The sequence below is a fragment of the Oryzihumus sp. JJN4-3R genome, assembly GCF_057747915.1.
Genome location: NZ_CM173229.1, coordinates 2,802,119 through 2,827,244, shown reverse-complemented (window position 1 = coordinate 2,827,244; position 25,126 = coordinate 2,802,119). Strand labels below are relative to the sequence as shown.

The 25,126-nt window shown below is 72.8% G+C and carries 25 protein-coding genes and 1 tRNA gene; 9 read left to right on the top strand and 17 right to left on the bottom strand.

The genetic code is table 11. The annotated features are described in order from the left end of the window. Positions 1 to 53 precede the first annotated feature (53 nt). From folE to AC3ANM_RS13510, 3 genes are all read left to right on the top strand, one after another. Entirely contained in the window at positions 54 to 701 is a 648-nt protein-coding gene (gene folE / locus AC3ANM_RS13520; RefSeq protein WP_488284935.1) for a GTP cyclohydrolase I FolE, read from the top strand. 19 nt (positions 702 to 720) lie between these two features. After that, positions 721 to 1,941, top strand: a complete 1,221-nt coding sequence (locus tag AC3ANM_RS13515) for an NAD(P)/FAD-dependent oxidoreductase (RefSeq protein WP_488284934.1) — start codon at positions 721 to 723, stop codon at positions 1,939 to 1,941. 76 nt (positions 1,942 to 2,017) lie between these two features. Further along, positions 2,018 to 2,287 carry a dsRBD fold-containing protein gene (locus AC3ANM_RS13510; RefSeq protein WP_488284933.1) on the top strand — a complete coding sequence of 90 codons (270 nt, stop codon included), beginning with the start codon at positions 2,018 to 2,020 and terminating at the stop codon, positions 2,285 to 2,287. A 116-nt stretch (positions 2,288 to 2,403) separates the two neighbouring features. Here the strand turns inward: AC3ANM_RS13510 and AC3ANM_RS13505 are convergent, their stop codons facing one another. After that, a complete protein-coding gene (locus AC3ANM_RS13505; protein WP_488284932.1) occupies positions 2,404 to 2,880 on the bottom strand; it encodes an Hsp20/alpha crystallin family protein in 477 nt (158 codons plus the stop codon). A gap of 306 nt (positions 2,881 to 3,186) precedes the next feature. Here AC3ANM_RS13505 and AC3ANM_RS13500 point away from each other — a divergent pair, with 306 nt between their 5' ends. Next, positions 3,187 to 4,488 (top strand): PP2C family protein-serine/threonine phosphatase, encoded by a 1,302-nt coding sequence (locus AC3ANM_RS13500; protein ID WP_488284931.1) that lies wholly within the window; start codon positions 3,187 to 3,189, stop codon positions 4,486 to 4,488. Positions 4,489 to 4,697: 209 nt separating this feature from the next. On the opposite strand, the gene AC3ANM_RS13495 is transcribed toward AC3ANM_RS13500, so the two are convergent. Beyond that, a complete protein-coding gene (locus tag AC3ANM_RS13495) occupies positions 4,698 to 5,132 on the bottom strand; it encodes a TraR/DksA family transcriptional regulator (protein WP_488284930.1) in 435 nt (144 codons plus the stop codon). Positions 5,133 to 5,253: 121 nt separating this feature from the next. Between AC3ANM_RS13495 and AC3ANM_RS13490 the strand changes: the two genes are divergently transcribed. After that, complete coding sequence (locus tag AC3ANM_RS13490; RefSeq protein ID WP_488284929.1) at positions 5,254 to 6,102, top strand: alpha/beta fold hydrolase; 849 nt, start codon at positions 5,254 to 5,256, stop codon at positions 6,100 to 6,102. A gap of 102 nt (positions 6,103 to 6,204) precedes the next feature. On the opposite strand, the gene AC3ANM_RS13485 is transcribed toward AC3ANM_RS13490, so the two are convergent. Further along, positions 6,205 to 6,762, bottom strand: coding sequence for a flavodoxin family protein (locus tag AC3ANM_RS13485; RefSeq protein ID WP_488284928.1), 558 nt, complete (start codon positions 6,760 to 6,762; stop codon positions 6,205 to 6,207). Positions 6,763 to 7,087: 325 nt separating this feature from the next. Between AC3ANM_RS13485 and AC3ANM_RS13480 the strand changes: the two genes are divergently transcribed. Further along, positions 7,088 to 7,921 (top strand): alpha/beta hydrolase, encoded by an 834-nt coding sequence (locus AC3ANM_RS13480; protein ID WP_488284927.1) that lies wholly within the window; start codon positions 7,088 to 7,090, stop codon positions 7,919 to 7,921. A 73-nt stretch (positions 7,922 to 7,994) separates the two neighbouring features. Here the strand turns inward: AC3ANM_RS13480 and AC3ANM_RS13475 are convergent, their stop codons facing one another. Further along, positions 7,995 to 8,246, bottom strand: a complete 252-nt coding sequence (locus AC3ANM_RS13475; protein WP_488284926.1) for a hypothetical protein — start codon at positions 8,244 to 8,246, stop codon at positions 7,995 to 7,997. Between the two features lie 70 nt (positions 8,247 to 8,316). Further along, positions 8,317 to 8,943 carry an SGNH/GDSL hydrolase family protein gene (locus AC3ANM_RS13470; RefSeq protein ID WP_488284925.1) on the bottom strand — a complete coding sequence of 209 codons (627 nt, stop codon included), beginning with the start codon at positions 8,941 to 8,943 and terminating at the stop codon, positions 8,317 to 8,319. Between the two features lie 130 nt (positions 8,944 to 9,073). On the opposite strand from AC3ANM_RS13470, the gene AC3ANM_RS13465 reads away from it, so the two are divergent. Next, entirely contained in the window at positions 9,074 to 9,289 is a 216-nt protein-coding gene (locus AC3ANM_RS13465) for a PLDc N-terminal domain-containing protein (RefSeq protein WP_488284924.1), read from the top strand. Between the two features lie 152 nt (positions 9,290 to 9,441). Here the strand turns inward: AC3ANM_RS13465 and AC3ANM_RS13460 are convergent, their stop codons facing one another. The 8 genes from AC3ANM_RS13460 to topA all read right to left on the bottom strand — a co-directional run bounded on the left by AC3ANM_RS13460 (position 9,442) and on the right by topA (position 19,538). Next, on the bottom strand, positions 9,442 to 9,732 hold the full coding sequence (locus AC3ANM_RS13460) for a hypothetical protein (protein ID WP_488284923.1): 291 nt from the start codon (positions 9,730 to 9,732) through the stop codon (positions 9,442 to 9,444). Positions 9,733 to 9,953: 221 nt separating this feature from the next. Beyond that, positions 9,954 to 10,030 (bottom strand) — tRNA-Thr (locus AC3ANM_RS13455). A gap of 132 nt (positions 10,031 to 10,162) precedes the next feature. Further along, on the bottom strand, positions 10,163 to 11,668 hold the full coding sequence (locus tag AC3ANM_RS13450) for an alpha/beta hydrolase (RefSeq protein WP_488284922.1): 1,506 nt from the start codon (positions 11,666 to 11,668) through the stop codon (positions 10,163 to 10,165). A 147-nt stretch (positions 11,669 to 11,815) separates the two neighbouring features. Next, on the bottom strand, positions 11,816 to 12,955 hold the full coding sequence (locus tag AC3ANM_RS13445) for a DNA polymerase III subunit delta' (RefSeq protein WP_488284921.1): 1,140 nt from the start codon (positions 12,953 to 12,955) through the stop codon (positions 11,816 to 11,818). Further along, positions 12,952 to 15,072, bottom strand: coding sequence for a dTMP kinase (tmk, locus tag AC3ANM_RS13440; RefSeq protein ID WP_488284920.1), 2,121 nt, complete (start codon positions 15,070 to 15,072; stop codon positions 12,952 to 12,954). The genes AC3ANM_RS13445 and tmk overlap by 4 nt, the downstream gene beginning before the upstream one ends. A gap of 35 nt (positions 15,073 to 15,107) precedes the next feature. Further along, positions 15,108 to 15,896, bottom strand: coding sequence for a MerR family transcriptional regulator (locus AC3ANM_RS13435; RefSeq protein ID WP_488284919.1), 789 nt, complete (start codon positions 15,894 to 15,896; stop codon positions 15,108 to 15,110). Between the two features lie 87 nt (positions 15,897 to 15,983). After that, positions 15,984 to 16,712: a SprT family zinc-dependent metalloprotease gene (locus AC3ANM_RS13430; RefSeq protein ID WP_488284918.1), complete on the bottom strand. Its 729-nt coding sequence runs from the start codon at positions 16,710 to 16,712 to the stop codon at positions 15,984 to 15,986. Between the two features lie 69 nt (positions 16,713 to 16,781). Continuing rightward, the gene (gene topA / locus AC3ANM_RS13425; RefSeq protein WP_488284917.1) at positions 16,782 to 19,538 is read right to left on the bottom strand and encodes a type I DNA topoisomerase; all 2,757 of its coding nucleotides are present in this window, start codon (positions 19,536 to 19,538) and stop codon (positions 16,782 to 16,784) included. A gap of 240 nt (positions 19,539 to 19,778) precedes the next feature. Between topA and AC3ANM_RS13420 the strand changes: the two genes are divergently transcribed. Beyond that, entirely contained in the window at positions 19,779 to 20,552 is a 774-nt protein-coding gene (locus tag AC3ANM_RS13420; RefSeq protein WP_488287953.1) for a dioxygenase family protein, read from the top strand. Positions 20,553 to 20,706: 154 nt separating this feature from the next. Continuing rightward, positions 20,707 to 21,069 carry a pyrophosphatase gene (locus tag AC3ANM_RS13415; RefSeq protein ID WP_488284916.1) on the top strand — a complete coding sequence of 121 codons (363 nt, stop codon included), beginning with the start codon at positions 20,707 to 20,709 and terminating at the stop codon, positions 21,067 to 21,069. 42 nt (positions 21,070 to 21,111) lie between these two features. Here AC3ANM_RS13415 and AC3ANM_RS13410 read toward each other — a convergent pair whose 3' ends face one another. The 4 genes from AC3ANM_RS13410 to AC3ANM_RS13395 form a co-directional block, all read right to left on the bottom strand. Next, positions 21,112 to 22,620: a DUF7059 domain-containing protein gene (locus AC3ANM_RS13410; protein WP_488284915.1), complete on the bottom strand. Its 1,509-nt coding sequence runs from the start codon at positions 22,618 to 22,620 to the stop codon at positions 21,112 to 21,114. A 45-nt stretch (positions 22,621 to 22,665) separates the two neighbouring features. Then, positions 22,666 to 23,166: a hemerythrin domain-containing protein gene (locus AC3ANM_RS13405; RefSeq protein WP_488284914.1), complete on the bottom strand. Its 501-nt coding sequence runs from the start codon at positions 23,164 to 23,166 to the stop codon at positions 22,666 to 22,668. A 108-nt stretch (positions 23,167 to 23,274) separates the two neighbouring features. Continuing rightward, positions 23,275 to 24,291, bottom strand: a complete 1,017-nt coding sequence (locus AC3ANM_RS13400; protein ID WP_488284913.1) for a DNA topoisomerase IB — start codon at positions 24,289 to 24,291, stop codon at positions 23,275 to 23,277. Positions 24,292 to 24,417: 126 nt separating this feature from the next. Further along, on the bottom strand, positions 24,418 to 25,095 hold the full coding sequence (locus AC3ANM_RS13395) for an ANTAR domain-containing protein (protein WP_488284912.1): 678 nt from the start codon (positions 25,093 to 25,095) through the stop codon (positions 24,418 to 24,420). Between the last annotated feature and the right edge of the window lie 31 nt (positions 25,096 to 25,126).

The window sequence follows — 25,126 nt, the reverse complement described above, 5'->3', positions numbered from 1 at the left end:
GATGGGAGCCTTCTAATTTCGATTGTATTGACTTTTAGAAGGGAACGTCCCCCATGAGCTCTGCCGCCCGCGAGTCCCTGCCCACCAGCTCCCCCCACCCGGGCGACGCGGAGCTGCCGCGCCGCCTCAGGGTCGTGCACGGCCGGGAGGTGGTCGACCTCGGCGCCGCGGAACGCGCCGTCGCGGACCTGCTGCGCGCCCTCGGCAAGGACCCGGGCACCGAGCACCTCGCCGACACCCCTCGCCGGGTGGCCGAGTCACTGAGCGAGCTGATCACCCCCCGCGAGTTCGACCTGACGACGTTCCCCAACGACGAGGGGTATGACGAGCTGGTCCTGGCCCGGGACATCCCCGTCCAGTCGCTGTGCGAGCACCACCTGCTGCCGTTCCGCGGCGTCGCACACGTGGGCTACCTGCCCGCCGGTCGGCTGCTGGGGCTGTCCAAGCTGGCCCGCGTCGTGGAGCTGTTCGCCCGCGACCTTCAGGTGCAGGAGCGGCTCACCACCCAGGTCGCCGGGTGGCTGCAGGAGCAGCTGGCACCCCGGGGCGTCGGCGTGGTCATCGAGGCCGAGCACATGTGCATGTCCCTGCGGGGTGTGCAGGCGGTCGGGTCGCGGACGGTCACCTCCGCCCTCCACGGGGCGATGCGCGAGGACGCGCGCTCACGGCAGGAGTTCCTTACGCTGGCTCGAGGCTTCTGACTCCTGGAAGGGGAGCACCGTGAGCACCCAGACCTTCGTCATCGTCGGCGCCAGCCTGGCCGGCGCCAAGGCAGCACAGACCCTGCGCGAGGAGGGCTTCGACGGTCGGGTGGTCCTGCTCGGCGAGGAGGACGAGCGGCCCTACGAGCGGCCCGAGCTGTCCAAGGGCTTCCTGCTCGGGAAGAAGGCCGCCGAGAAGCTCTACGTCCACGACGAGGACTTCTACGCCGGGCACGACATCGAGCTGCGCACCTCCACGACGGTGACGGCGCTCGACCCCGCAGCCCATGAGGTGGTCCTCGACGGCGGTGAGCGCCTGGGCTTCGACCGGCTGCTGCTGGCCACCGGAGCCAGCCCGCGCCGCATCCCGATCCCCGGCGCCGACCTGCCGGGGGTCGTCTCGTTGCGCCGTCTCGGGGAGTCCGCCGACCTGCGCACCGCCATCGAGTCCGCCTCGCGCGTGGTCGTGATCGGCGCCGGCTGGATCGGCTCCGAGGTCGCCGCCTGCGCCCGCATGCTCGGCGCCGAGGTCTCGATGATCGCCCCCGAGGCGGTCCCCCTCGAGCGCGTCATGGGGCCCGAGCTCGGCGCGGTCTACCGCGACCTGCACGCCGAGAAGGGCGTGGACCTGCACCTGTCGACCGGCGTGGAGCGGGTCGAGGGCGACACCTCCGCCACCGGTGTGCGCACCGCCGACGGGACCCTCGTCGAGGGCGACCTCGTCGTCATGGGCGTCGGCGCGGCCCCCCGCGACGAGCTCGCCCGCGCCGCCGGGCTCGACGTCGACAACGGGGTCCTCACCGACGCGACACTGCGCACCAGCCACCCCGACATCTACGCCGCCGGCGACGTGGCCAACGCCTGGCACCCGTTCTACGACAAGCGGGTCCGGGTCGAGCACTGGGCCAACGCCCTGAACCAGGGGCCGGCCGCAGCGCGCAACATGCTCGGCGCGGGCACACCCTACGAGAGGGTGCCCTACTTCTACTCCGACCAGTACGACTTCGGCATGGAGTACAACGGCTACGCGTCGGAGTGGGACCAGGTCGTCTTCCGCGGGGACCCCGCCGGCCGGGAGTTCCTCGCCTTCTGGCTGGCCGGTGGCCGCGTCGTCGCGGGCCTGAACGCCAACATCTGGGACCAGGCTGACGGGATCAAGGCCCTGGTGCGCTCCCGCGCCAAGGTCGACCCCGCCCAACTCGCCGACAGCACCGTCGACCTGGGCGACCTGGCCGGCTGACCCCCCGGGGACCTTCGCCCCTGACCGTCCGGGCTCTGGCGCAGCCACGCTGGAGACCACCCGACGGGAGGCCGCCATGACCCAGACCAAGCACTGGAAGGTCGACATCTACATCGACGAGCACGACGGGGAGACGCGCGCCCAGGCCCGGCTGCACCACCCGGACGGCCCGCTGCACACCGGGCACGGCAGCGCCCGGCGCAACCCGGTCGACTCCGAGGTCCCCGAGATCGGCGACGAGCTCGCGACGGCGCGCGCCCTGGCCGACCTCGCGGCCCAGCTGCTGAGTGCCGCAGCGGAGGACATCGGCGCGGTGACCCACAAGCCCGTGCACCTGACGCAGTGAGGGTCCTCCAGGCAACGAGGGTCCTCCCGGCGACAGCCGCCTGAGGACACGCAGCTGCGGGGAGCCAAGGCAACGGGTCCCGGGCGCCGACCCGGGACCCGTTGCCTTGCCGCGACTCAGCCGGCCGGTGGAGCCGGTGCGGCCGGGGTCGGCCCGCTCCCGCTGATGGCCGGCTTCTCGGACTCGGCGCCGACCGACACGGGGATCCGCCGGGGCTTGGACTCCGCGGCCACCGGCAGGCTCAGGGTCAACACCCCGTCCGCGTAGGTCGCCTCGATGCTGTCCACGTCGAGCCCGCGCCCGAGCGTGAGCTGCCGCGCGAAGGTTCCCGTTGGCCGCTCCTGGGTGAGCCATTCCACGTCCTCGGGCTGGGCCGAGCGCTGGGCGCGGATCGTGAGCGTCCGGCCGTCGACACCCACGTCGACCGAGCCGGGGTCAGCCCCCGGGAGGTCGCAGCGCAGGACGTAGTGGTCACCCGACCGGAACAGGTCGACCGGCATCGCACGCACTGCCTGCCCCACCTCGGAGGCCCGGCTGAACATGCGCTCGGTCAGGGCGTCGAGGTCACGGAACGGGTCATAGCTGAAGGCCACCAGAACCACCTCCTCGTATGTCGCGCCGCGGCGGTCCTCGCCGCGGTCGGTCCGCGGTGGGCACGCTGGTTGGTGAGGCGCCCCCGCGCGACACCTTCGGTGTAGCACCAGAGGCATGGGCGGGCCAAGGGACTGGCGGCACGGCATACCCGGCAGTCAGCGCAGCTCACAGATTCCCCCAAAGCAGGCTCACCGAACGCGCTGCTGCGGCACAGTGGCCTGTGAGCCCGCCCCGGGGGTGGCGGGGGAACGGGGGCAGCGATGTCCGGTCGGGGAGCAGTTGTCGAGACAGGGCCTGGCGCGCCCGTGCAGGCTGGCCCGCCCCGGGCCGTCCACCCCGAGCCGGGCCCAGCCGCCGCCCGACGCGAGGAGATGCTGGCCCGCGCGCTGCGCCTGCTCGACGCCCCACTGGAGCTCGAGGACACCGTGTGGCAGACGGCAGAGCTGGCCGTGGGCGGGATCGCCGACTGGTGCCTCGTGGAGGTCCCCGGCGGCGACCGCGTGCGGCGTTGCGCCCTCGACCACCGAGACCCGCAGTGCGCCGACCTGGCGCAACGGCTGCGCGAGGCGCCCGGCACGCGGCTGCTGCTCGGCCTGATGAGCCGCCTGCCGGCCGGGGTCGTCGTCGACCTCGACACCACGACCGGCGACCCCGCCGCCGGGCCCGACGCTCCGGGCTCGGGCCTGCGCCACCTGCTCGCGGGCCTGGGGGCGACGACCGCGCTGACCCTGCCGCTCACCACCGCCGGGCGCCCGGTGGGGTCGATGCTGCTCCTGACGTGCGGGGGGCGCCGGCTGAGCGCCGAGGACCAGGCCCTTGCGGCCGAGCTGGGACGCCGTGCCGGCTCGGCCATCGACAAGGCCCGGCTCCACGGGGAGCTGCAGCAGTGCGTGCACGCGCTCCAGGCGAGCCTGCTGCCACCGAGCCTGCCGCTCGTGCCCGGCGTGCGCCTGTCGGCCCACCACCGCTCGGGCACGACCGGCAGTGACATCGGCGCTGACTACTACGACGTGTTTCGCACAGCGCCGGACCGCTGGTGGGTCACGCTCGGCGACGTGTGCGGCAGGGGGCCGGCCGCGGCGGCCCTCAGCTCGGCGGTGCGTCACCTGCTGAACGCCCTGGCCCACGACACCGACGACCCCGCGCTCGTGCTGCGCCGGCTGAACGACGCGCTGCTCGCCGAGGAGCGGGACGGCCGGTTCACGACCCTGACCCTGCTCACCTTCCGCGCTGACGCCGGCCCCGGTCCGCTGACCCTGCACGTCGCCTCCGGCGGCCACCCCGACCCGCTGGTCCGTGCCTCCGACGGCAGCGTCCGCCTCGTGCGGTGCCCGGGGATGCTCGTCGGCGCCGTGCCCGACGTCGCTATCGAGACCGTCCCGGTCCGGCTGGCCCCCGGGGAGACGTTGCTGCTCCACACCGACGGGGTCACCGAGGCCCGCGACCCGTGCGGGGTCGAGCTCGGCGAGGGGACGCTCGCGATGCTGCTCGCAGCGCGGGACGGGCGCTCCGTCGAGGACCTGGCGGGCGAGCTGGCCTTCGAGGTGGTCAAGCTCGTCGACGGCGAGCTGCGCGACGACCTGGCCCTGCTCACGCTGACCCGCTGACCGTCAGCCGACCCGCCGGAGCAGCGTCGATGCATGTTCTGCGACGGGATCGGGTACGGGTGGGTGAGCACGCTGATCGCCGGCATCGACGGAACTCGTGCTCGGGGGCGCGGCCGCAGGGGACGCGCCCCCTCCCATGCGCGGGGCAGCCACACGTGGCGCAGCCACGACCCGGTCGGCGGCCAGCCGAGGTCAGTGACCGGCTGCGGTCAGCGGCGGACCGAGGCGCACGCGATGCAGGTGCGGGCGGTCGGCCGGGCCTCCAGGCGTGCTCGCCCGATCGGCGCCCCGCAGCGCTCGCACCGCCCGTAGCTGCCGTCCTGCAGCCGCTCGTCCGCCCGGTCCAGGTCCGCCAGGTGCTCGCGCTCCTGGGCCAGCAACGCCGTGGCCTGCGCGCGTTCGAAGGCGATCGTCGAGCCGTCAGGGTCGTGCTCGTCGTCGGTGGAGACGTCCCGGGCCGCCTCGATCATCCCCTCCACGTCGTGGCCGAGGTCCCGGATGCGGGCGAGCGTCCCTGCCCGGTCCGCCTCCAGCGCCGAGCGTGCGACCCCCTCCCACTGCGCGTCGTCCCCTGCCGCATCCCGCGCCGGCTCCCGTGTCGGCTCCATCGCCTTGCGACTGCTGCTGCCCTGACCGTTGTCCATCTGAGGGTCAACAGCCCGGCGACGAGGTCCATTTCCCGCGAGGTCCATTTCCTGCACGGGCGCCCCTCGCACGCCATCCGCCCCTCGCGCGCCCGGTCCCCGCTCGTCCTATGGTGCGTTCATGTGGCAGTACGAGCGTGACGGCCTGACCTTCGACGTCTTCGACGCCGGCCCGGCGCAGGGCCCGACGGTTCTCCTGCTGCACGGCTTCCCCCAGGACCACACCGCGTGGGACGAGGTCGCACCCCTGCTGCACGCCGCCGGCCTGCGCACCCAGGCTCCGGACCTGCGCGGCTACTCCCCCGGGGCTCGCCCGCGGGACCGGGCGGCATACCGGATGGGTGAGGTAAGCGATGACCTCGTCGCGCTGCTCGACGCTGCCGGGGTGGACCGCGCGCACGTGGTGGGCCACGACTGGGGCGGCAGTGCCGCGTGGTCCCTGGCGAACCTGCACCCGGACCGGGTCGCCTCCCTGACCGTCCTGTCCACCCCGCACCCGGCGGCGATGCGGTGGGCGTGGACCCACACCCGTCAGGCACTGACCAGCTGGTACATGCTCTTCTTCCAGCTCCCCTGGCTGCCCGAGCGCCTCTTCGCCCCGCGGCTGCCGGGGTTCCTCCGCAGCAGCGGGGTGCCGGCCGAACAGGCCCAACGGTATGTCGCGCGGCTGGCTCAGCCGGGGGCGCTCACTGCGGCCCTCGGCTGGTACCGCGGGATCCCGGCGACGATGCGCGCCGGCGGCGGGGGCGGGCGGACCCGCGTGCCGACGACCTACGTGTGGGGGCGGCACGACATCGCGCTCGACCGACCGGCCGCCGAGAAGACGGCCGAGTTCGTGGCCGGGCCCTACGAGTTCATCGAGCTCGACGCCGGGCACTGGCTGCCCGAGCGCGAGCCCGGCGCGGTCGCCGATGCGGTCCTCGCCCGGGTGCGCAGTGCCGGGGAGACCGGCGCGCAGCCGGGCGCCTGAGCAGTCACGGTCGAGGTCTGCACGCGACGCGCGTGCCGACCTCGCCTGTCCCGCCTGGCGCGCATGGCGCGGCTGGCGCGCGGACGGGCAGGGTCTTCTCGGTCAGGCCTTCGCCGGCGCGGGGGCCGGCACGAGCGAGGCGCCCCACGCCTGGGCCCTGGCCCGCTCCCCCTTGCTCAGCGGCCCCTCGGTGCCCTCGACGACGAAGCCCTGGGGCGGGGCCACCAGCTCATAGCCGTGGTGGCGCAGCCGGCGGGCGATGCCGTGGGCGGCACCCCCGGCCAGGTGGGAGCCCAACCGGGTGTCGAACGCCGCGGCCCGGTGGCCCCGGCTCACGTGGGGCAGGGTGCCGAACCAGTCGCGCAGCCCCGGCCCCTCGGCCCCGGGCTCGGCGTCGAGGTGCAGCCCCTTGCCCTCGGCCTTCTTCTCCTCGCCCTCCAGCCCCGACCGGCGGCTGCGCCCGGAGGTCATCCCCCGGATGTGGGTCGGGCCGCCGACGATGACCAGGTCGGCGTCGCGGACGTCGTCGGGCGTGGCCTCGCCGGCCCGCACCAGGCGCACGCGGGCGTGCTGGTCGGCGTGCCGGACCCCCTCCCCGATCGCCTCCGCGATGGCGTGCGTGTTGCCGAACAGGCTCTCGTAAACGATCACGACGTCCATGTCGCACCTCCTGCCAGCAGCCTTGCCCGACCGGCCGGGCGCGGTGCAGGGCAGATGGTCCCGCGCGGGCCGACCCCCTCGATCCTGGTGTCCAAGGTCATACCCGCAGGCAGCCGGCCACGGGGCTGGAGCAGGCCGAGGCCGTCCTGACAAGGGCCCTGAGGCCTTTCCGGATGCCCGGTTCAGAGCCGATCCCGGCTAAACTCGAGCGCCAGTCCCCCCTGCGAGGGCGGTCCCCACGCCGCCCGACGGGTTGGCTTGTGCCATGCCCGTCTGAGCCGCCGCACGCGGTCCGCGCCCCCGACGCCGAGGATCCTCGACGCCCGTGAAACGCCTGCCCACCCTGATCGTCTCTGCGCTGGCCGTGCTCGCCCTGAATGCGACGCCGGCCGTGGCCCACAGCCTCTCCGAGGACGTCGACTCGCTGCCCGCGATGACCGGCGCACCTCACGGCGACGTGCTGCTCAACGACAAGAAGGGCCACGTCGTCGAGGCCTTCGGCGACCTGGCCCACGCCCAGCACGTCGTGGTGCTCGTCCCAGGGGTGGGCTGGAACGGCGCGACGCTGCTGGACGAGTCGCAGGCGACGCGCCGCCACCCGGCCGTGCAGGCCCGCGGCATCCTGGCCGAGGCCAACGCCATGGACCCGCACACCCGCACCGCGGTCGTGGTGTGGCTGGACTACGACGCGCCGACCACCGTGGACCTAGACGCCGCCGAGAGCGCCCGCGCGATCCAGGGCGCACCGCGCCTCTCCAGCTACGTGAACCACCTGTCCCGACTGACCGACGTCAGCGTCGTCTGCCACAGCTACGGGGCCGTCGTGTGTGCCCACGCCGCATCGACGATGAAGGCCCGCGACATCGTCGCGGTCGGCGCGCCGGGCATGGACGTCAGCACCGTCGGGCAGCTGCACGCCAAGCCGCGGATCTGGGCCGGGACCGCCCCCGACGACCCCATCTCGATGGTGCCGCACACCACCATCGGCGACCTCGGGCACGGGGCCGACCCCACCGACCCGGGCTTCGGCGCCCGCCGCCTGCCCACGGGCACGGCCCACGGCCACAACGGCTACTTCTCGCCGGACACCCTCTCCCTGCTCAACATCACGCGCATCGCGCTCGGCCGCATCGACGAGGTCAGCGACAAGCGCAGCTGACCCTTCCCGACCCGAGCAGCAGGTGTGCCGCGTGCCCACCGGGCGCGCGGCATACCTGTCTGTCCCGCGAGGTTCAGGCGCGCTCGACCGCGCCGGCCCACACCCACGTCTGGTAGACGTGGGGCGGCGCACCCCAGGTGACGCGGACGGCCCGCTTGGTCCAGGCGATGGCGTGGGCGCGCACGAGCTCCTCGACCCCGTCCTCCCAGACGACCCAGGCCATGACCCGTGCGGGCTGCGCCGCCGTCGTGACGTCGAGGTTGCCGAGCTGCTCGGGCGCCAGGCTGCGGGGCTGGCGCTTGGCGAGCCGTGGCACGTCGGTCATGGGCCCAGCGTATCGAACATGCGTTCTATCCCGCGGCCGGTCCCTCGAATCCCGGCGCCCTGCGCGTGGCTCAGAGGTGGCTGTAGGCCGCCAGCCACGCGTCGGCGATGACCCGGGCGCCGGCCGGGCTGGGGTGGACGCTGTCCGGGGCGAGGTCGTCCCCTCCCACGCCGCCGGGGGCCTGGTTCATGAGTGTGTCCAGGGGGACGAACTGCGCCCCGAACTCGTCGGCGAGCCCGGCCACGACCACTCGCCTGGGGTCGAGGTCCTCGCGCCACCCCTGTCGCGAGGCGTCCGTGGGGGTGAGGAACGGCTCCATCAGGATGAGCCGCGGAGCGCACTCCCGCTGCGCAGCAGCCAGGATGGCCCTGTAGTCCTGCTCGAACTCCTCGACGCTGGTCGCGATCCCGTCCTCGTAGCGCCGCCACGCCTCGTTGACCCCGATCAGGACGGTGAGCACGGCCGGATTGAGCTCGATGACGTCGCGCTGCCAGCGGCTGCGCAGGTCGCACACCCGGTCGCCGCTGATGCCGCGGTTGATGACGCGCCGGGAGTCTCCGGCCGCCGCCAGGGCGTCCGCGGCGCGGCGGACCCAGCCCTGTCCGAGGCCGTCGGCGTCCTGGTCCCGGTCGGCGTCGGTGATGCTGTCACCGATCATGACCAGGGGTCGGTGGGCGTCGAGCTCGTCGTGGTGCATGGTGCCCTCCTGCCTGGGGTTGGTTTCCCACTGGAGTCAACCGTGGCCCAGCGGCGCGCAGCCCGGCGGGTCGCCCCTTCCCCGCGCCGGATCGCCAACACGAGCGGGCTGGCGCTGCGAGGATGCCGGGGTGGACGGAAGCGTGCAGATGTGGGCGCCGCTGCTCGTCGGAGTGGTCGCGATCGGGTTCTGGGCCTGGTGCCTCGTCGACTTCACCAGGACGGACGAGCGGGACATCCGCACGCTTCCCAGGCCGGTGTGGCTCGTCGTCCTGGTGCTGGGGAATGCCGCCGGGGCGCTGCTGTGGTTCTTCCTCGGACGGCCGCAGCCACCGGCCCGACGCTAGCTAGTGCACGCACCTACGCCCGGGGCAGCAATGCTGATGGCCGCGGGCAACACGGTTGGCAGCAAAGCGCGCCGGCCTCCTGGACGCTGCCTGCAGCCGGGTTCTCCTGGCGCGCACCGTCGCCGCGACAGGCGCCCGGCGGGCGCTACCGGCTACTTGAAGTAGGCCCACCCACCGCCTTGCTCGACGCGGTGGCTGCTGTCGAAGCCGACGCTGACGTGCCGGGGGTCGGGCCAGCCGACTTTGGCGAACTCCTCCTGCACGGCGTCGCGCAGCTGCTCCAGCCAGGTGCGCAGCGGCCGGCCCAGGTTCTCCTGCGTCCCGCCGAGCTGCCCCTCCACCGGGAAGTACCACTCGGGCAGCTGGTCGTCCGGGGAGCCGGACAGGAGCACCCACACGACCAGGTTGCCCGGGTCGATGTCGACCGCTCCGTACCAGAACACCTGGTCGACGCGGATCCCGTCGCTCGTGGTGCCTTGGAGGCGATGCCGGCTCGCTCGACCTGCCCGGTCCGCCTGGTGTCGTTCGCCGCCTCCCCGTCGTCGCTGCCGGCCAAGTGCTCGCGCGATGCGGTCGCGTATCTCCCCCATGGCGCCAGCGTATGCGCCGCGCGGAGACTTCCCTGAACAGCAGAAACGCCCTCGCGAGGAGGGCGCTTCTGTGGTGGAGCCGCCTATCGGAATCGAACCGATGACCTATTCATTACGAGTGAATCGCTCTGGCCGACTGAGCTAAGGCGGCAAGTGACCCGAGGGGCACGAGCGACGAGTATACGGAAGATGTCCCGAATCTCCGAACCGGGCCCGCGGCGCGTCACGACCAGCACCGCGGGACCCGGACGGAGGCCCGTCGCGGCCCCTCAGGAGGCGGCACTCAGCAGCGCAGCCCGGCCTTCGGGACGGTCCCCTTGAGCAGGTAGGCGTCGATCGCGCCGTCCAGGCAGGAGTTGGCCCGCATGTATGCCGTGTGGCCGTCGCCGTTGAACGTCACCAGGTGCCCGTTGGCCAGCTCGGACGCGAGGCGCTGGGACCACGCGTAAGGGGTGGCCGGGTCGCGGGTGGTGCCGACGACCACGATCGGGCCGCTGCCGGCCGCCGAGATCTTCTTCGGCGCGTTGTTAGCCGGCACCGGCCAGTAGCCGCACGGCACCGAGCTCCACGCCAGGAACGGCCCCCAGGTCGGCGCCGCGACCGAGTCCTTGCGGGCCTCGGCCTCGTAGTGCGCCGTGTCCGAGCTGTCCTTGCGGTCCAGGCAGTTCACCGCGTAGATGACCTGCATGAGGTTGCCGTTGTAGGTGCCGTCCTGGTTGCGCTCGGCATAGAGGTTGGCCAGGCGCATCAACGGGTTGCCGTCGCCGTTGAAGGCCGCGCTCAGGGCGTCGGTCAGCTGGCTCCAGGCCCCCTGGTCATACATCGCGGCAGCGATGCCCAGCGAGGCCCACCCCTCGGTGAGCTGGTGCACGTCGGGGTCGCGGATCGGGATCGGCTTGGCGTCGACCTGCTTGAGGAAGTCCTGCAGCCGCTTGATCCCGGCGTCGACGGAGCTGCCCAGCGGACAACCGCCGCCGGAGACGCAGTCCTGCACGTAGGCCCGTGTGGCCGTCTCGAAGCCCGCGGCCTGACCGGCGTTGACCTCGCTGGAGGTCAGGTCCGGGGCGACGACGCCGTCGAGCACGAAGCGCCCGACCAGCTGGGGGAACAGGTCGGCGTAGGTCGCCCCGAGGAACGTGCCGTAGGACTTGCCGAGGTAGTTGAGCTTCTTCTCCCCGAGGACCGCCCGCAGGATGTCCATGTCCTTGGCCGCCTCGATGGTCGAGACGTGCCCCAGCAGCGGGCCGCCGTTCTCCTTGCACTTCGTGGCGAAGTCCTTCGCCCCCTGGACGAAGCGCTGCTCCTCCGCCTGGTTGTCCGGCGTCGGGTCGGCGCCGAGGAAGCTGTCGAGCTCCCGGTCGTCGAGGCAGGTGATCGGCGAGGAGGACCCGACCCCGCGCGGGTCGAAGCCCACCAGGTCGTAGGAGCGCAGCACGGCTGGGCTGGCAACGCTGTCGGGGTTCGCGGCGTACTCCACGCCCGAGCCGCCCGGGCCACCGGGGTTGACCACGAGCGAGCCCTTGGACGTCCCCCGCGCCGGCACCTTGAGCACGGCGATCTTGACCGTCTCGCCGTCCGGCTTGGCGTAGTCGACCGGCACGGTCATGCGGGCGCACTGGAAGTTGCCGCAGTCCCGCCAGGCCAGCTTCTGGGAGTAGAACTTCGCCAGCGACTCCTGGCCGGTGGGCGGCGGCTGCGGGGCCACAGATGCCGACCCTGAGCTGGTCGAGCCCTTGTTGTCGTCGTGGGACACGAACGGGATGACCGCGCATGCCGATGTGGTGAGCATGACCGCGACCGCGGCCCCGATAGCCCCCGTGAACCTCACGTCCGTGACTCCCTCGTCTCGCGCTGCGCCGAACCTGACGGTATCCCGAACGGCCACCACCGGGGCAAACGCCGGCCACAGCCCGGACGACCGCGGCTCAGCGCGCTCTCAGCGAGGAAGCCGCAGGGAGATCGCCATCGCCTCCAGCGCCAGCAGCGGGGCGACGTTGGCGTCGATCCGCTCACGGGCCAGGCCGATGGCGTCCATCGCACCGAGCAGCTGCTCGGAGGTCATCACCTGGGCCAGGCGCCGCACCTGGTCGGCCATGTCCTGGTTGACGAGGGCGACCGGGGTGCCGCACCGCACGATCAGGGCGTCGCGGTAGACCGACAGAAGGTCGACCAGCGAGCGGTCCACCACGTCCCGGGCGAACCGGGTGGCCCGGGTCTTCTGCTCCTTCTCCAGGGCCGCGATCTGCGAGCGCACGTGCGGCGGCTGGGTGCGCGACGACGCGTCGGCCCCCAGGGTCTCCATGAGCCGGGCCTTCTCCGCGGCGTCTCGCTCACCCGAGGAGGCCGAGGACTCCTCGTCGGCGATCGCGGCGAGGTCGGCGGCGGCCCCGACCGCGTCGCCGACGGTGCGGATCTTGCCGGCCAGCAGGATGACGTCGCGCCGGCGGATCCGGGCCCCCTCGTCCTTGGCGAGCCGCCGCGCCAGACCCACGTGGCTCTGGGCCGCGCGGGCGGCATACATCGCCATCGGCTCGTCGACGCCGTCGCGGCGCACCAGCAGCTCGGCGACCGCCTCCACCGGAGGGGTGCGCAGCCGCACGTGCCGGGACCGGCTGCGGATGGTGATGATGACGTCCTCCAGCGAGGGCGCGCACAGGACCCAGACGGTGCGTGCGACCGGCTCTTCCAGGGCCTTGAGCAGGGCGTCGGCGGCGCGCTCGGTGAGCCGGTCGGCGTCCTCGATGATGATGACCCGCCACGGCCCCACCGAGGGCCGGTGGGCTGCGAGCGCGACGAGGTCGCGGGCCTGCTCGACCTTGATCGACAGGCCCTCGGTGGACAGCACGGTGACGTCGGAGTGGGTGCCGTCGACCGCCGTGCGGCACTCCCGGCAGGTGCCGCAGCCACCCTCGGGGCACTGCAGCGCGGCGGCGAACGCCCGGGCGGCGACGGACCGCCCGGAGCCGGGTGGACCGGTCAGCAGCCAGGCGTGCGTCATGGAGCCGGGCTCGCGGATCGCACGGCTCAGCGTGTCGACGGCGCTGTCCTGGCCGACGACCTGCTCCCAGACGCTCATGGGTGCACTTCTACCAGTGAGCCCAGACGCTCCCTCACCCGGCGGTGGATCTCCTCCGGCGGGAGGGCGGCGTCCACCACGAGGTAGCGCTCGGGTTCGGCCGCCGCCAGCTCGAGGTAGTGCTCGCGCACCCGCGCGTGGAACGCGTCCGGCTCGGACTCCAGCCGGTCGTGGACGTCGCCGCGCCGGGCCCGCCCCACCTCGGGGGTGACGTCCAGCAGCACCGTCAGCGCCGGGCGAAGTCCGCACGTGGCCCACCGCGACAGCTGCAGCACCTCCTGCGCGCCCAGGTCCCGCCCGGCCCCCTGGTAGGCCACCGAGGAGTCGACGTAGCGGTCGGTGATGACCACGTCGCCGCGACGCAGCGCCGGCACGACCACCGTCTCGACGTGGTGCGCCCGGTCGGCGGCATAGAGCAGCGCCTCGGCGCGCGGCGCAATGTGCGTGCCGTGCAGCACGATCTCCCGGATCCGTTGTCCCGCAGGCGTTCCGCCCGGCTCGCGGGTGACGACCACGGTGCGCCCGAGCGACTCCAGCCACTCGCGCAGCAACGCGCCCTGGGTGGACTTGCCGGCGCCGTCGCCCCCCTCCAGTGCGATGAACAGCCCGGGCAGCTCCCCGTATGCCGGGTGGTCGCCATCGGGCAGGGCAGCCGGGGACGCGGCGTGCACCTCCGCGGCGGTGGGCGTTCCGGTGCTCGCGGCGGCGCCCGTGTGGTGGGGTCGTGCGTGGTGGTTGGTGTTGGTGCGCAGCGCGTCGCTGAGGTCGCTCAAGAGCGGGACTCCCTTGCGGTCGTCCATCTGCCGGTAGGCGAGGACGCCGGTGATGATCGTGGCGATGCCGGCCACGAAGAACGTGACCATGGCGCCGGTGTAGGTGAGGCTGACGGTGCCGATGTTGATGGTGAACGGCAGGTTGAGCAGGCTGTCGAAGCCCGCGGCAAGCAGCGGCGCCGCCGCCAGGACTCCGACGAGGACGACCCGCACGAGGGACTGGACGAAGGCGAAGGTGCGGCCGCGGACCTCGTCCTCGACCTCCAGCCCGAGCAGGGTGTAGCCGCAGACCCACGAGACGCCACCGGCGGCGCCGAGGACCACGGTCACGAGGGCGACGATGACGATGTTGGGGATCAGCGACAGCACGACCATCACCGCTCCGGCGACGGTCAGGGACAGGCCGAACAGTCGCCGCCGGGAGAATCCGGCCAGGAACCTCGGCCCGAGCGCCATGCCCAGCGCCATCCCGAGGAAGACCATGGCGAAGAGCACGCCGTAGCCGGCGGCGCCCGCGCCGAGGTCCTTGACGAAGCGCTGGGCCAGGCCGATGACCAGGCCACCGGCCGCGAAGGCGCCGAGCATCCCGGCGACCAGGCCGCGCACGAGCGGGGTGCGCACGACGAACTCCCAGCCGTCGACGATCGTGCGCCACAGCGTCTCGGCTCGGGCGCTGACCTCGTGGGCCACCGGCGGGAAGGTGATCGTCCAGACGACGACCGCGCTCACGAGGAAGGTCAGGGCGTCGACCCAGAGCGCGAGGTAGTCCCCGGAGGCGTCGAGCCCGGGGATGACCGCGTGCAGCGGGGCGTTGACCAGGGCCAGGCCGGAGAACAGCAGCGCGGCCACGGGTGCGGTCCCGTAGTCGGCGACGAGGCTGAGCTGGTTGGCGGTCTCCAGCTTGTCGCGGGGCACGAAGTTGGGCATCGCCGCCTCCTTGGCGGGCGCCCAGAAGAGGCCGACGCACTCGATGAGCAGCGTCGCGACGTAGAGCCACCACAGGGTCCCGACGAGGGGGATCGTGGCGATCAGCACGAACCGCAGCGCGTCGCCGACGATCATCACGGTCCGTCGGCTGAACCGGTCGGCCAGGGCCCCGGCGAGCGGGCCGAAGATGATGGCCGGCGCGAGCCGCAGGATGAAGATGCCGGAGACGGCGAGGTACTCCGTGGCAGGGCTGGTGGCCAGCGTGCCGGCCAGGGAGGTGGTGGCGAGGATGCCCAGCCAGTCCCCGAAGCTGGACAGCGCGAAGGTGGCCCAGAGCCGGCGGAACGAGGTGATGGCGAGCACACCGCGCACGTCGCCGGCGAAACCCGCCGTCGGGGAGTGCTCTGGCTGGCTCACACCGTGAGCCTAGGCCAGAGCGCCCCCGAGGAGGCCTAGCTCGCCGACCCCGTGGCGCGCGCGGCGTTGGCGTACATCGCGTCGTGGACGTAGTGCGCCATGCCGGGACGGATCTCGTCGTAGGTCGCCGTGAACCGCGGGTCGCTGACGTAGAGGTCGGCCAGGCCCTGGTGCATCTCGGGCGAGCACGCGTAGAACCGGCGGTCGATGTGCAGCCGGTGCGCCTCGGCCGCGTCCATCGCGGCCGTGCTGGTCGGAGGCTCCCCGGCGTCCATCGCCGCGATGAACGCCGCGTGCAGCGCGTCGCTCTCCTCCTTGACCTCGGCCCAGTCGGCCTTGGTGTAGTGCTTCGTGCGCTGCTGCGACTGCTTCCAGGCGTCGGTCTCGCCCCAGCGCTCCTCCGCCTCGGCCTGGCTGTCGTAGAAGCCCTCCCCGAAGAGCTCCAACATGTCGTCGTGCGTGGCTGGCTGGTTGTTCATCTCTCGCTCCAGTGCTCGGTCGATGGCCGTCACGAGATCGCGCATCTCGTCGAGCCGGGACATGACCGCTGCGCGTTGACGACGCAGGTGGGACTCCACCGAGTCGGGGTGCTCGAGCAGGAGGGCGATGTCCTCCAGGGCGAACCCGAGCCGGCGGTAGACCACCACGTGCTGCAGGCGCGTGACGTCGCCCCCGGTGTAGAGCCGGTAGCCCGCCGCCGTGCGTCCGCTCGGCGTCAGAAGCCCGATCTCGTCGTAGTGGTGCAGTGTCCGCACCGTCACGCCGAACCGCTCGGCCACCTGCCCCACCGTCAGGGCCTCACCCACCCGCGTCGTCCCGGTCATGGCTCGACTATGGGCCCTCACGTCGCGTGAGGGTCAACACCCTTTCCCGGTATGCCGTGTTGCCGGCTCATCGGGGTGGCGGGTGGCTCAGATCGGCTCGGCCATGGGGAACGGCACCGTCAGCAGGCCCAGCCGCGTGCGCACGTGGTAGCGCGTGCGGGCCCGTTTCTCGATGACCCCCGTCAGCCCGGCGTAGCGGCCGGAGCCACCCACCCGCACCGTCGCGCCGACCGGCAGCGCCACCGCCTCGGCCGGTGCGTGCGAGCCCGCCGGACCGGCACCGCGGGCGGCCACGGGCTCGGCGGGAGCGGCTGCCCGCCGCCGCAGCCGGGCCAGCTCGCGGTCGTAGCCGGGGTCCATCGGCACGACCTGGCCCCGCAGCCGCCACTCCACGACGTGGCGGGGGTCGAACGTGCGCGAGCAGCGCCCGCAGGTGACGACCCGGGTGGGTCGGCGGTGCCGGCTCGTCGTGTGCCCGGCCGGGCACGTGCCGGTCCACGGCGCCGGGGGCCGGGCGGCGTCCGGGGACACGCACCGCTGGCCGGAGCAGCCGATCTCCAGGGCCTTGGCCCGCCACACAGCGTCGTGGCCGTGCTCGGCCCCGACGAGGGCGTGGGCGACCTCGTGCAGCACGGTGTCGCGGACCTCGTCCTCGCTGTGCAGTGCGGTGATGGCCCGGCTCAGCCCGATCTGGCGCCGGGCCGGGCGGCACACCCCGGCCCGGGTCTTGGCGTTGTCGAACACGAGCTGCCAGTGCCCGAGGCCGTGCCGGTCCATCAGTGCCCGGCCCATCCGCCGCGCGTCGTCGAGGTCCATCGCCCACTCCTGCTGTCGAACTGGTGTCCTAATGGTGGCCGACGCTAGGGCCGGCCACCGACAGCAGGGTCAGGCCTTCTTGGCCGCGGTCTTCTTCGCGGCGGTCTTGCGGGCCGTCGTCTTCTTCGCCGTCGTCTTCTTCGCGGTCGTCTTCTTGGCCGCCCGCTTGCGGGTCGCCGGGCCCTTGGCCCGCTTCTCGGCCAGCAGCTCGGCGCCGCGCTCGGGGGTGATCGACTCGGGGTCGTCGTCCTTGCGCAGGGTCGCGTTGGTCTCGCCGTCGGTGACGTAGGGGCCGAAGCGGCCGTCCTTGACCACCATCGGCTTGCCCGACACGGGGTCGTTCCCGAGCTCCTTCAGCGGCGCCGTCGCCGCCCGGCCGCGCTGCTTGGGCTGGGCGTAGATCGCGAGCGCCTCCTCCTCGGTGATCGTGAAGAGCTGCGCCTCGGAGGTCAGCGAGCGCGAGTCGGTCCCCTTCTTCAGGTAGGGGCCGTAGCGACCGTTCTGGGCGGTGATCTCCTCGCCGTTCTCGGGGTCCTTGCCGACGACCCGGGGCAGGCTGAGCAGCTGCAGCGCCGTGTCGAGCTCGATCGTGGCGAGGTCCATGTCCTTGAACAGGCTGGCCGTGCGCGGCTTGATCTTGCTCTTGCCCTTGAGGGCCGCCAGCTCCTCCGGCAGCACCTCGGTGACGTAGGGGCCGTAGCGGCCGGCCTTGGCGACGATGTCGCGGCCGGTCTCGGGGTCCTGGCCGAGGACCCGGCCGTCGTCGGCCGCGGCCTCGAGCAGCTCGCGGGCCTTCTCCGGGGTCATCTCGTCCGGGGCGACCTCGTCGTTGATCGTGGCGCGACGGGTCTCCGTCGCGGCACCCTCGGCGACCTCGCCGGTCGTGGCGTCGACCCCGGAGGGCACGACCTCCTCGACGTAGGGGCCGTAGCGCCCGACGCGCACGACCATGCCGTCGCCGATCTCGATCGTGGAGATCTCGCGGGCGTCGATCTCCCCGAGGTCGTCGACCAGGTGGCGCAGCCCCTCCGCGGAGGTGGCCTCGTCACCGAAGTAGAAGCGCTTGAGCCAGTCGACCCGGCCCTCCTGGCCGCCGGCGATGCGGTCGAGGTCCTCCTCCATGGCCGCGGTGAAGTCGTAGTCGACCAGCTTGGGGAAGTGCTCCTCCAGCAGGCGGGTCACCGCGAACGCCAGCCAGGTCGGGATCAGCGCCGAGCCACGGTTGCGCACGTAGCCGCGGTCCTGGATCGTGCCGACCGTCGCCGCGTAGGTCGACGGTCGCCCGATCCCCTTCTCCTCCATGGCCTTCACGAGGGTCGCCTCGGTGTATCGCGCGGGCGGGCTGGTCTCGTGGCCGTCGGCCTCCGCACGCAGCACCTCGAGCGCGACACCCACGCTGAGCTTGGGCAGGCGACGCTCCTCGTCGGCGCGCTCGGCCTTGGCCACGGCCTCGTCGTCGCGACCCTCCTCGTAGGCAGCCAAGAAGCCGCGGAAGGTGATGACGGTGCCGCTGGCGGAGAACTCGACCACCCGGCCGTCTGCCAGGGTGGCGCCGAGCTTGACCGTGGCGGTCGAGCCGCGGGCATCGGCCATCTGCGAGGCGACGGTGCGCTTCCAGATCAGCTCGTAGAGCGCGAACTCCTCGCCGCGCAGCTCGCCGGCGACCTGGGCCGGGGTGCGGAAGCGGTCACCCGCGGGGCGGATCGCCTCGTGCGCCTCCTGGGCGTTCTTGACCTTGCCCTCGTAGCGGCGGGGCGCGTCGGGGACGTACTCCGCGCCATACAGGTCGCGGGCCTGGCTGCGGGCCGCGGTGGTCGCGGCCTCGGACAGCGTGGTGCTGTCCGTACGCATGTAGGTGATGTAGCCGTTCTCGTAGAGCCGCTGGGCCACGCGCATGGCGTTCTTGCTGGACAGGCGCAGCTTGCGGCTGGCCTCCTGCTGCAGCGTGGAGGTGGTGAACGGCGCCGACGGACGGCGGGTGTAGGGCTTCTCCTGCACGTCGGTGACGGCGACGGCGGCGGCCCGCACGCCCTCGGCGATCGCGTGGGCGGTGGCCTCGTCGAGGTGGACGACGTTGGCACCCTTGAGCCGGCCGTCGTCACCGAAGTCGCGGCCGGTCGCGACGCGCTTGGCGTCGACCGTGGTCAGCCGCGCGGTGAAGGCCTGACCGGCCGAGCCCTGAGGTGCGAAGTCGCCCTCGACGTCCCAGTAGGACGCCTTGCGGAACGCCATCCGCTCGCGCTCCCGCTCGACGACCATGCGGGTGGCCACGGACTGCACGCGGCCGGCCGACAGGCCCTGGCGGACCTTGCGCCACAGCACCGGGGAGACCTCGTAGCCGTAGAGGCGGTCGAGGATGCGCCGGGTCTCCTGGGCGTCGACGAGGCGGGTGTCGAGCTCGCGGGTCTCGTTGGCGGCGCGCTGGATCGCCTCCTTGGTGATCTCGTGGAACACCATGCGCTTGACCGGCACCTTGGGCTTGAGGACCTCGAGCAGGTGCCACGCGATGGCCTCGCCCTCGCGGTCCTCATCAGTGGCGAGCAGGAGCTCGTCGGCGTCCTTGAGCAGCCGCTTGAGCTCGGCGACCTTCTTCTTCTTGTCGGGGTCGACCACGTAGTAGGCGTCGAAGCCGTTGTCGACGTCCACGGCGAACCGGCCGTAGGGCCCCTTCTTCATGTCCGCCGGCAGCTCGCTGGGGTTGGGCAGGTCGCGGATGTGGCCGACCGAGGCCTCGACGTCGTAGTCCTTGCCCAGGTAGCCGGCGATCGTCTTGGCCTTGGCGGGCGACTCGACGATGACCAGGCGACGGCCTGTGGTGCTGCTCATGGGTACCCCACTTTCGGTTCACAGGACCTCGTGCAGCGGATTCGTCGCTGCTCGGACGGGGTCATGCGTCTCAGACGGTAAGGCATGGAATCGGGCACCACGAACCGCGGCAGGCCGGAAAGGGGACTTGTGTCCCGACATACCGGGATCTGCGTCACGCACGGAACGGACATGTAGTTGAATATTAAACCGACCTGCGCGTATGCTGGTCAGGTGACCGAAGCCACCCCTGACAGCCGTATGCCGGTGCTCTACCTCAGCCACGGAGCGCCGCCGCTGGCGGACGACCAGACCTGGACGCGCGAGCTCGCGCAGTGGTCGGCCGGGATGGCGCGCCCCACCAACATCCTCGTGGTCTCCGCCCACTGGGAGGAGGCGCCGCTCGCGCTGTCCGCGACGACGGCAGTGCCGCTCGTCTATGACTTCTGGGGCTTCCCGCAGCGCTACTACGAGGTGACGTATGACGCGCCCGGCGCACCCGAGCTCGCCGCCGACGTCACAAAGCTGCTGCACTCCCCCGCCACGCCGGTGCACCAGGACACCCGGCGCGGGCTGGACCACGGCGCCTACGTGCCGCTGGTCGAGATGTACCCCGAGGCCGACATCCCCGTGCTCCAGATGTCGATGCCGACGCTGGACCCGCAGCGGCTCTTCGAGATCGGCCGCACCCTGGCGCCGCTGCGCGAGCAGGGGACGCTGATCCTCGGGTCGGGGTTCACCACGCACAACCTCTCGGAGTTCAACCCCCGGCTGCCGGCCGACTCCCCCGCGCCGGGCTGGTCGACCGAGTTCGACGCGTGGGCCCGGGAGGTCATGGCTGCCGGCGACGTCGACGCGCTGATGGACTTCCTGCACAAGGCCCCGGCGGCGCGGCGCGCCCACCCGCGGACCGAGCACTTCGCGCCGCTGTTCGTGTCGTTGGGCGCCGCGTTCGAGACCGGCACGCCCGACAACCAGTCCGTCATCGACGGCTTCTGGTACGGCCTGTCCAAGCGCTCCTGGCAGCTCAACTGAGCCCCGCCGCGCGCCGCCCGACCCTCGCCCCACCTCGCTCGCCCCGGGACCTGCCCACGATCCCGGGATTTGCCCCCGCGACCCCGTGGGCGCCCGGCGGGCTCGAGTCACACACCCCGGGTCGGCGGGCAGACCCGGGGTCGACGCGAGGTCCATGGCACAGTGGCGCGCCATGGACCTCGACGCGCTGACCGACCAGGTCGAGCAGATCTCCCACGTCTACGCCCAACGCTTCGGCATCGACCGGGACGCCACGTGGTTCCTGCTCAAGCTGCAGGAGGAGGTCGGTGAGCTCACCCAGGCCCAGCTCATGCGCGACGGCCAGGCCCGCACCAAGGGCCTGACGCCGGACGAGCTCGACGCGGCGTTCCGCTCCGAGGTGGCCGACGTGCTGTGCCAGACGCTGCTCCTGGCCCGGCACCACGGCATCGACATCGAGGCCGAGGTCGAGCGCAAGTGGCTCGTCTGGCGCGACGCGCTGGCCTCACCCGAGGCGGTCCTCCCCCACGAGCGCTGAGCGCCCCGGGGCGGCCGGCCCGGATCGGGCCGGTCAGGGCGGTCAGGCCAGGAGCAGGAAGCCGTCGGCGACGAGCTCGCGGATCGCCGGCAGCGCCTCCCGCTGCACCTCGGCGGCGTCGAGGTCGAGCAGCGCGGCGATCGCGCCGAGTGCCTGCCCGGCGGTCAGCTCGCCGTCACACACACTGACGAAGGCCGCCATGACGGTGTCCACCCGCACGGCCCGGCGCAGGCCGCTGCCCTGCCGGACGACGATGACACTCGGGTCCTCGGCGCCGGGCCGGGAGTGCCGCTCCTCGGTGACGTCCTCGGCGCAGCGCCACGCGGAGGTCAGCACCCCGTAGTCACCGTGGTCGGCCAGCCAGGTGCGTGCCCGCACGCCGGCCAGGATCGCCGGGCCCATCGGGGAGGACACCGGCCCGGCCTCCTCCACCAGCTCCACCCAGGTATCGCGGTCGGTCGCCGGCCGCTGCACCGTCACCACCCCGAAGCCCACGGACGCGACGCCGCGGGCCGCGAAGTCGGCCAGCCACGCGGCATACAGGGCCTCGTAGCCGGGCATGCCCGGCACGTGGCCGCCGTCGCGGGCCCAGAGCTCGGCGTACTGCGCGGGGTCCTGCACGTCGCGCTGGATGACCCACGCGTCCAGGCCGGTGCCCTCCAGCCAGCCGCGCACCCGCTCGCGCCAGTCGGCGCCCGCGGGGACCTCCCAGTTGCCGAGAAACTGCCCGATGCCGCCGGGCTCGAGGTGCTCGCCGATGCCGCGCACCACGGCCTCGACGAGGGCGTCGCCGGCCATCCCGCCGTCGCGGTACTCGAACAGCGGCACGTCGGCGACGCGGGGGGTGATGACGAAGGGCGGGTTGCTCACGATCAGCCCGAAGCGTTCGCCCGCCACCGGCTCGAAGAGGCTGCCGGCCCGCAGGTCGAGGTCGAGCCCGTTCAGCGCGGCGTTGAACCGGGCGAAGGCGAGCGCCCGCTCCGACAGGTCGGTGGCCACGATCGAGCCCGCATGGGCGGACAGGTGCAGCGCCTGGACCCCGCAGCCGGTGCCCATGTCGAGGGCCCGGTCGACCTGCGGCCGGGGCGTCCAGGCCGCGAGGGTCGTCGACGCGCCGCCGATGCCGAGGACGTGGTCGGGCGACAGCGTGGTGCCGGTGGCCATCTCGGACAGGTCGGAGGCCAGCCACCACGCATGGGTCTCGTCGGCGTGGGGGTGCAGGTCGCAGGTCGCGCGGACCGCCCCGTCGGCGACGCTGACGAGCCCGATCCGCTCGAGGCCGTCCAGCCCCGTCCGCGCGAAGACCCGCGAGACCGCCTCTGGCGCAACGGGCCGGCCCAGGGAGAACAGCCGCACCAGCGTGGCCACCGGGCTGCCGGCGTCGCGGGTGGCCAGGTCCGCGGGCAGCATCTGCTCACGGCCGAGCGCGTCGTTGGCGACCGGCCCCAGGGCCTCGGCGATGCCGTCGACCGTGAAGCCGGCCGCCTCGAGGTCCGCCCGCAGCGACGGCACCAGGTCGGGCAGCGGGCGGGGCGGCGGGCTCGCGGTCATGCCGGCCAGCCTAGGCGGCGGGCCGGCATGACCGGTTCGCCAGGCTCACGCCATGACGGCGTCCATCGCCTTCTTCAGCGCCTTCGGTGAGGTGGGCTTGGTCGGGGCGCTCTTCTTCTTCTCGAGCATCGTCGCCCCGAGCTCCTGCAGCTGCTTGCGCCCGAGGCCTTCGCGGACCTTGGGGAACCAGTCCTGCTCCTCCTCGTCCATGTGGTGGGTGACGGACTCGATCAGCACCGTGGTCTTGGCGTCGAAGCGCTCGTCCTCGGGCTTCATCGACCACAGCTCCATGCACAGGACGTCGGCCACGTGGTGCTCCTCATAGGACTCCAGGACGTCGTCCTCGAGCCCTGGCAGCAGCTTTCGGACCTCGGGGTACATCACCTCGTTCTCGAGGTAGGTGTGGATCGTCAGCAGCTCGATGATCTTCGTGACGACCTCACCCTTGCGGACGGTCGCGCCGTCACCGGCCTTCTCGAACTCCCGGAAGAGCTTGCGGACCTCCTTGTGGTCCTCCTTGAGCAGCACGATCGCGTCCGTCGACATGGGACTACCTCCGTCGCCAGGGAAAGGGCGCGGCGGCCACCTCGCCCACGCCACAGGTACCCGAGCCGCCGCGAGACAAACGGTGCCCCGCCCGGCGGCGCCCCCTCCTCAGCCGCCCGCCTGGGCCTCCAGCAGGGCGATGACGGCCCGCTCCACGCGGCGACGCACGGCGGGGTCCATGAGGTCGTCGTCCTCGAGCCGCTCCAGCGCGGCGGCGATGGTGCGCCCCGCGCCGAAGTGCTCGATCACCCGCGGGTCGACGTAGGAGCGGCGGGCCACCGCCGGGGTGTTGCCCAGCTCCTCCGCGACGACCTCCATCGCCGCCCGCTCGGCCCGGGTCCGCGCGGCCTTGGAGCTGGGCGCCTCGGCCCGGGCCAGGGCGACCGCGGCGACGACGGTGGCCCGCCAGGTGCGCAGGTCCTTGACCGTGTAGTCCTCCCCGGCGAGCTCCTTGAACCGGGCGTTGATGTCCTCGGCGTGGACCTCGCGCCAGGTGCGGCCCTCGCGGTAGACGAGCAGCCGGTCGCTGTCGCAGGCTGCCCGCCGCAGGGACCGGATCGCCGCGGCCAGCGGCTCGTCGCGCAGACTCACCGACCGCTGCAGCCCGCCCTTGGCGACGTACTCGAAGACGACCTCGCCGCGGCGCAGGACGACGTGCTCGCGCAGCAGGGTCGCCACCCCGTGGGTGCCGTTCTCCGTGGCATAGGTCTCCCCGCCGGTGCGAAAGACGCCGTAGTCGAGCATCCGCAGCGCTACGCCGAGCACCCGCTCGCGGCCCAGCGCCCGGGCCGTCAGGTCGGCCTCGACGGCCTCGCGCACCCGGTGGATCCCCTGCGCCAGGGTCAGCACGCGCAGGTGCTTGGCCTGGTTGCGGCTGGCGTGCCAGGCCTCGTGGTACAGGTACTGGCGCCGCCCGGCGTCGTCGACGCCCACCGCCTGGATGTGGCCGTTGGGCCACGGGCAGATCCACACGTCCCGCCAGGCCGGCGGGATCGCTAGGCCCGAGATCCGCTCGCGCACCTCGCGGACCACCGGCTGCCCGGCGACGTCCACGTAGGAGAACCCCCGACCCCGACGGAGGCGGCGCAGGCCGGGTCCGTCGGGCTTGCTACGACGCAGGCGCATGAGGGGTTGGTACCCCGGACGGCCCTCTCGTGCACGTCGCCACCCCGCACGGGTATGCCGTGCGGGGCCGGCCACGCAGGGACGGCCCCTCCGGGGTCCCCACCCTCGCGCGGCCGGTGCCGCGGCTCAGGTGGGGAGCTGGCGCAGCTCCACCATCTGCTCGGCGACCGCCCGCAGCTTCATGTTCCGGTCCTGGGAGTAGCGCCGCAGGATCGAGAACGCCTGGTCGGCGTTGAGGTTGAAGCGCTCCATGAGGATGCCCTGGGCCTGGCCGATGAGGTGCCGCGCGTCGACGGCCTTGCGCAGGCTCGACTCGTTGCGGGCCGACGCCAGCGCCACGGACGCGTGCCCGGCGAAGATCGTCGCGACCGCGACGTCCTCCTCGTCGAAGCGACCCGGCTCCACGGCATACAGGTTGAGCGCACCCATGGTGTTGTTGTGGGTGAACAGCCGCAGGCTGAGCACGCTGCGCACGCCGAGACCGGCGACCTGCCGGCACCAGTCGTGCCAGCGCTCCTCGGTGGTGGTGTCGTGGATGACGAAGGTGTCGTGGTCCCAGATGGCCTCCAGGCACGGACCCTCGCCGCACTGCATCTGCAGCTGGTCGGCTTTGTCCACCAACGGGTCGGTCGTGGCGGAGGTCTCGATGTCCTTGCCACCGTGGACCAGCATCACGCCGGCGCAGTCGCAGGCCAGGGCCTCCTTGGCGAACTGCGCCACCTTCTCGACCGTCTCGTCGACGTCCTTCTCCTGGTGCATACGGCGGGCCATCTCGGCGAAATCCGCCGCGAACGACGCGTCCACGCGACGTCCTCCTCGAATCCTGGAAGGGCAG

What these genes read in the sequence shown, in the direction of transcription:
- AC3ANM_RS13510 (WP_488284933.1), top strand. Translation starts at nt 2,018, where the DNA reads ATGACCCAGACCAAGCACTGGAAGGTCGACATCTACATCGACGAGCAC.
- AC3ANM_RS13445 (WP_488284921.1), bottom strand. Translation starts at nt 12,955, where the DNA reads ATGAGCGTCTGGGAGCAGGTCGTCGGCCAGGACAGCGCCGTCGACACG.
- AC3ANM_RS13430 (WP_488284918.1), bottom strand. Translation starts at nt 16,712, where the DNA reads ATGGACCTCGACGACGCGCGGCGGATGGGCCGGGCACTGATGGACCGG.
- AC3ANM_RS13415 (WP_488284916.1), top strand. Translation starts at nt 20,707, where the DNA reads ATGGCACAGTGGCGCGCCATGGACCTCGACGCGCTGACCGACCAGGTC.
- AC3ANM_RS13420 (WP_488287953.1), top strand. Translation starts at nt 19,779, where the DNA reads ATGCCGGTGCTCTACCTCAGCCACGGAGCGCCGCCGCTGGCGGACGAC.
- topA (WP_488284917.1), bottom strand. Translation starts at nt 19,538, where the DNA reads ATGAGCAGCACCACAGGCCGTCGCCTGGTCATCGTCGAGTCGCCCGCC.
- AC3ANM_RS13435 (WP_488284919.1), bottom strand. Translation starts at nt 15,896, where the DNA reads ATGACCGGGACGACGCGGGTGGGTGAGGCCCTGACGGTGGGGCAGGTG.
- AC3ANM_RS13405 (WP_488284914.1), bottom strand. Translation starts at nt 23,166, where the DNA reads ATGTCGACGGACGCGATCGTGCTGCTCAAGGAGGACCACAAGGAGGTC.
- AC3ANM_RS13485 (WP_488284928.1), bottom strand. Translation starts at nt 6,762, where the DNA reads ATGGACGTCGTGATCGTTTACGAGAGCCTGTTCGGCAACACGCACGCC.
- AC3ANM_RS13490 (WP_488284929.1), top strand. Translation starts at nt 5,254, where the DNA reads ATGTGGCAGTACGAGCGTGACGGCCTGACCTTCGACGTCTTCGACGCC.
- AC3ANM_RS13410 (WP_488284915.1), bottom strand. Translation starts at nt 22,620, where the DNA reads ATGACCGCGAGCCCGCCGCCCCGCCCGCTGCCCGACCTGGTGCCGTCG.
- AC3ANM_RS13400 (WP_488284913.1), bottom strand. Translation starts at nt 24,291, where the DNA reads ATGCGCCTGCGTCGTAGCAAGCCCGACGGACCCGGCCTGCGCCGCCTC.
- AC3ANM_RS13470 (WP_488284925.1), bottom strand. Translation starts at nt 8,943, where the DNA reads ATGCACCACGACGAGCTCGACGCCCACCGACCCCTGGTCATGATCGGT.
- AC3ANM_RS13495 (WP_488284930.1), bottom strand. Translation starts at nt 5,132, where the DNA reads ATGGACAACGGTCAGGGCAGCAGCAGTCGCAAGGCGATGGAGCCGACA.
- folE (WP_488284935.1), top strand. Translation starts at nt 54, where the DNA reads ATGAGCTCTGCCGCCCGCGAGTCCCTGCCCACCAGCTCCCCCCACCCG.
- AC3ANM_RS13475 (WP_488284926.1), bottom strand. Translation starts at nt 8,246, where the DNA reads ATGACCGACGTGCCACGGCTCGCCAAGCGCCAGCCCCGCAGCCTGGCG.
- AC3ANM_RS13450 (WP_488284922.1), bottom strand. Translation starts at nt 11,668, where the DNA reads ATGCTCACCACATCGGCATGCGCGGTCATCCCGTTCGTGTCCCACGAC.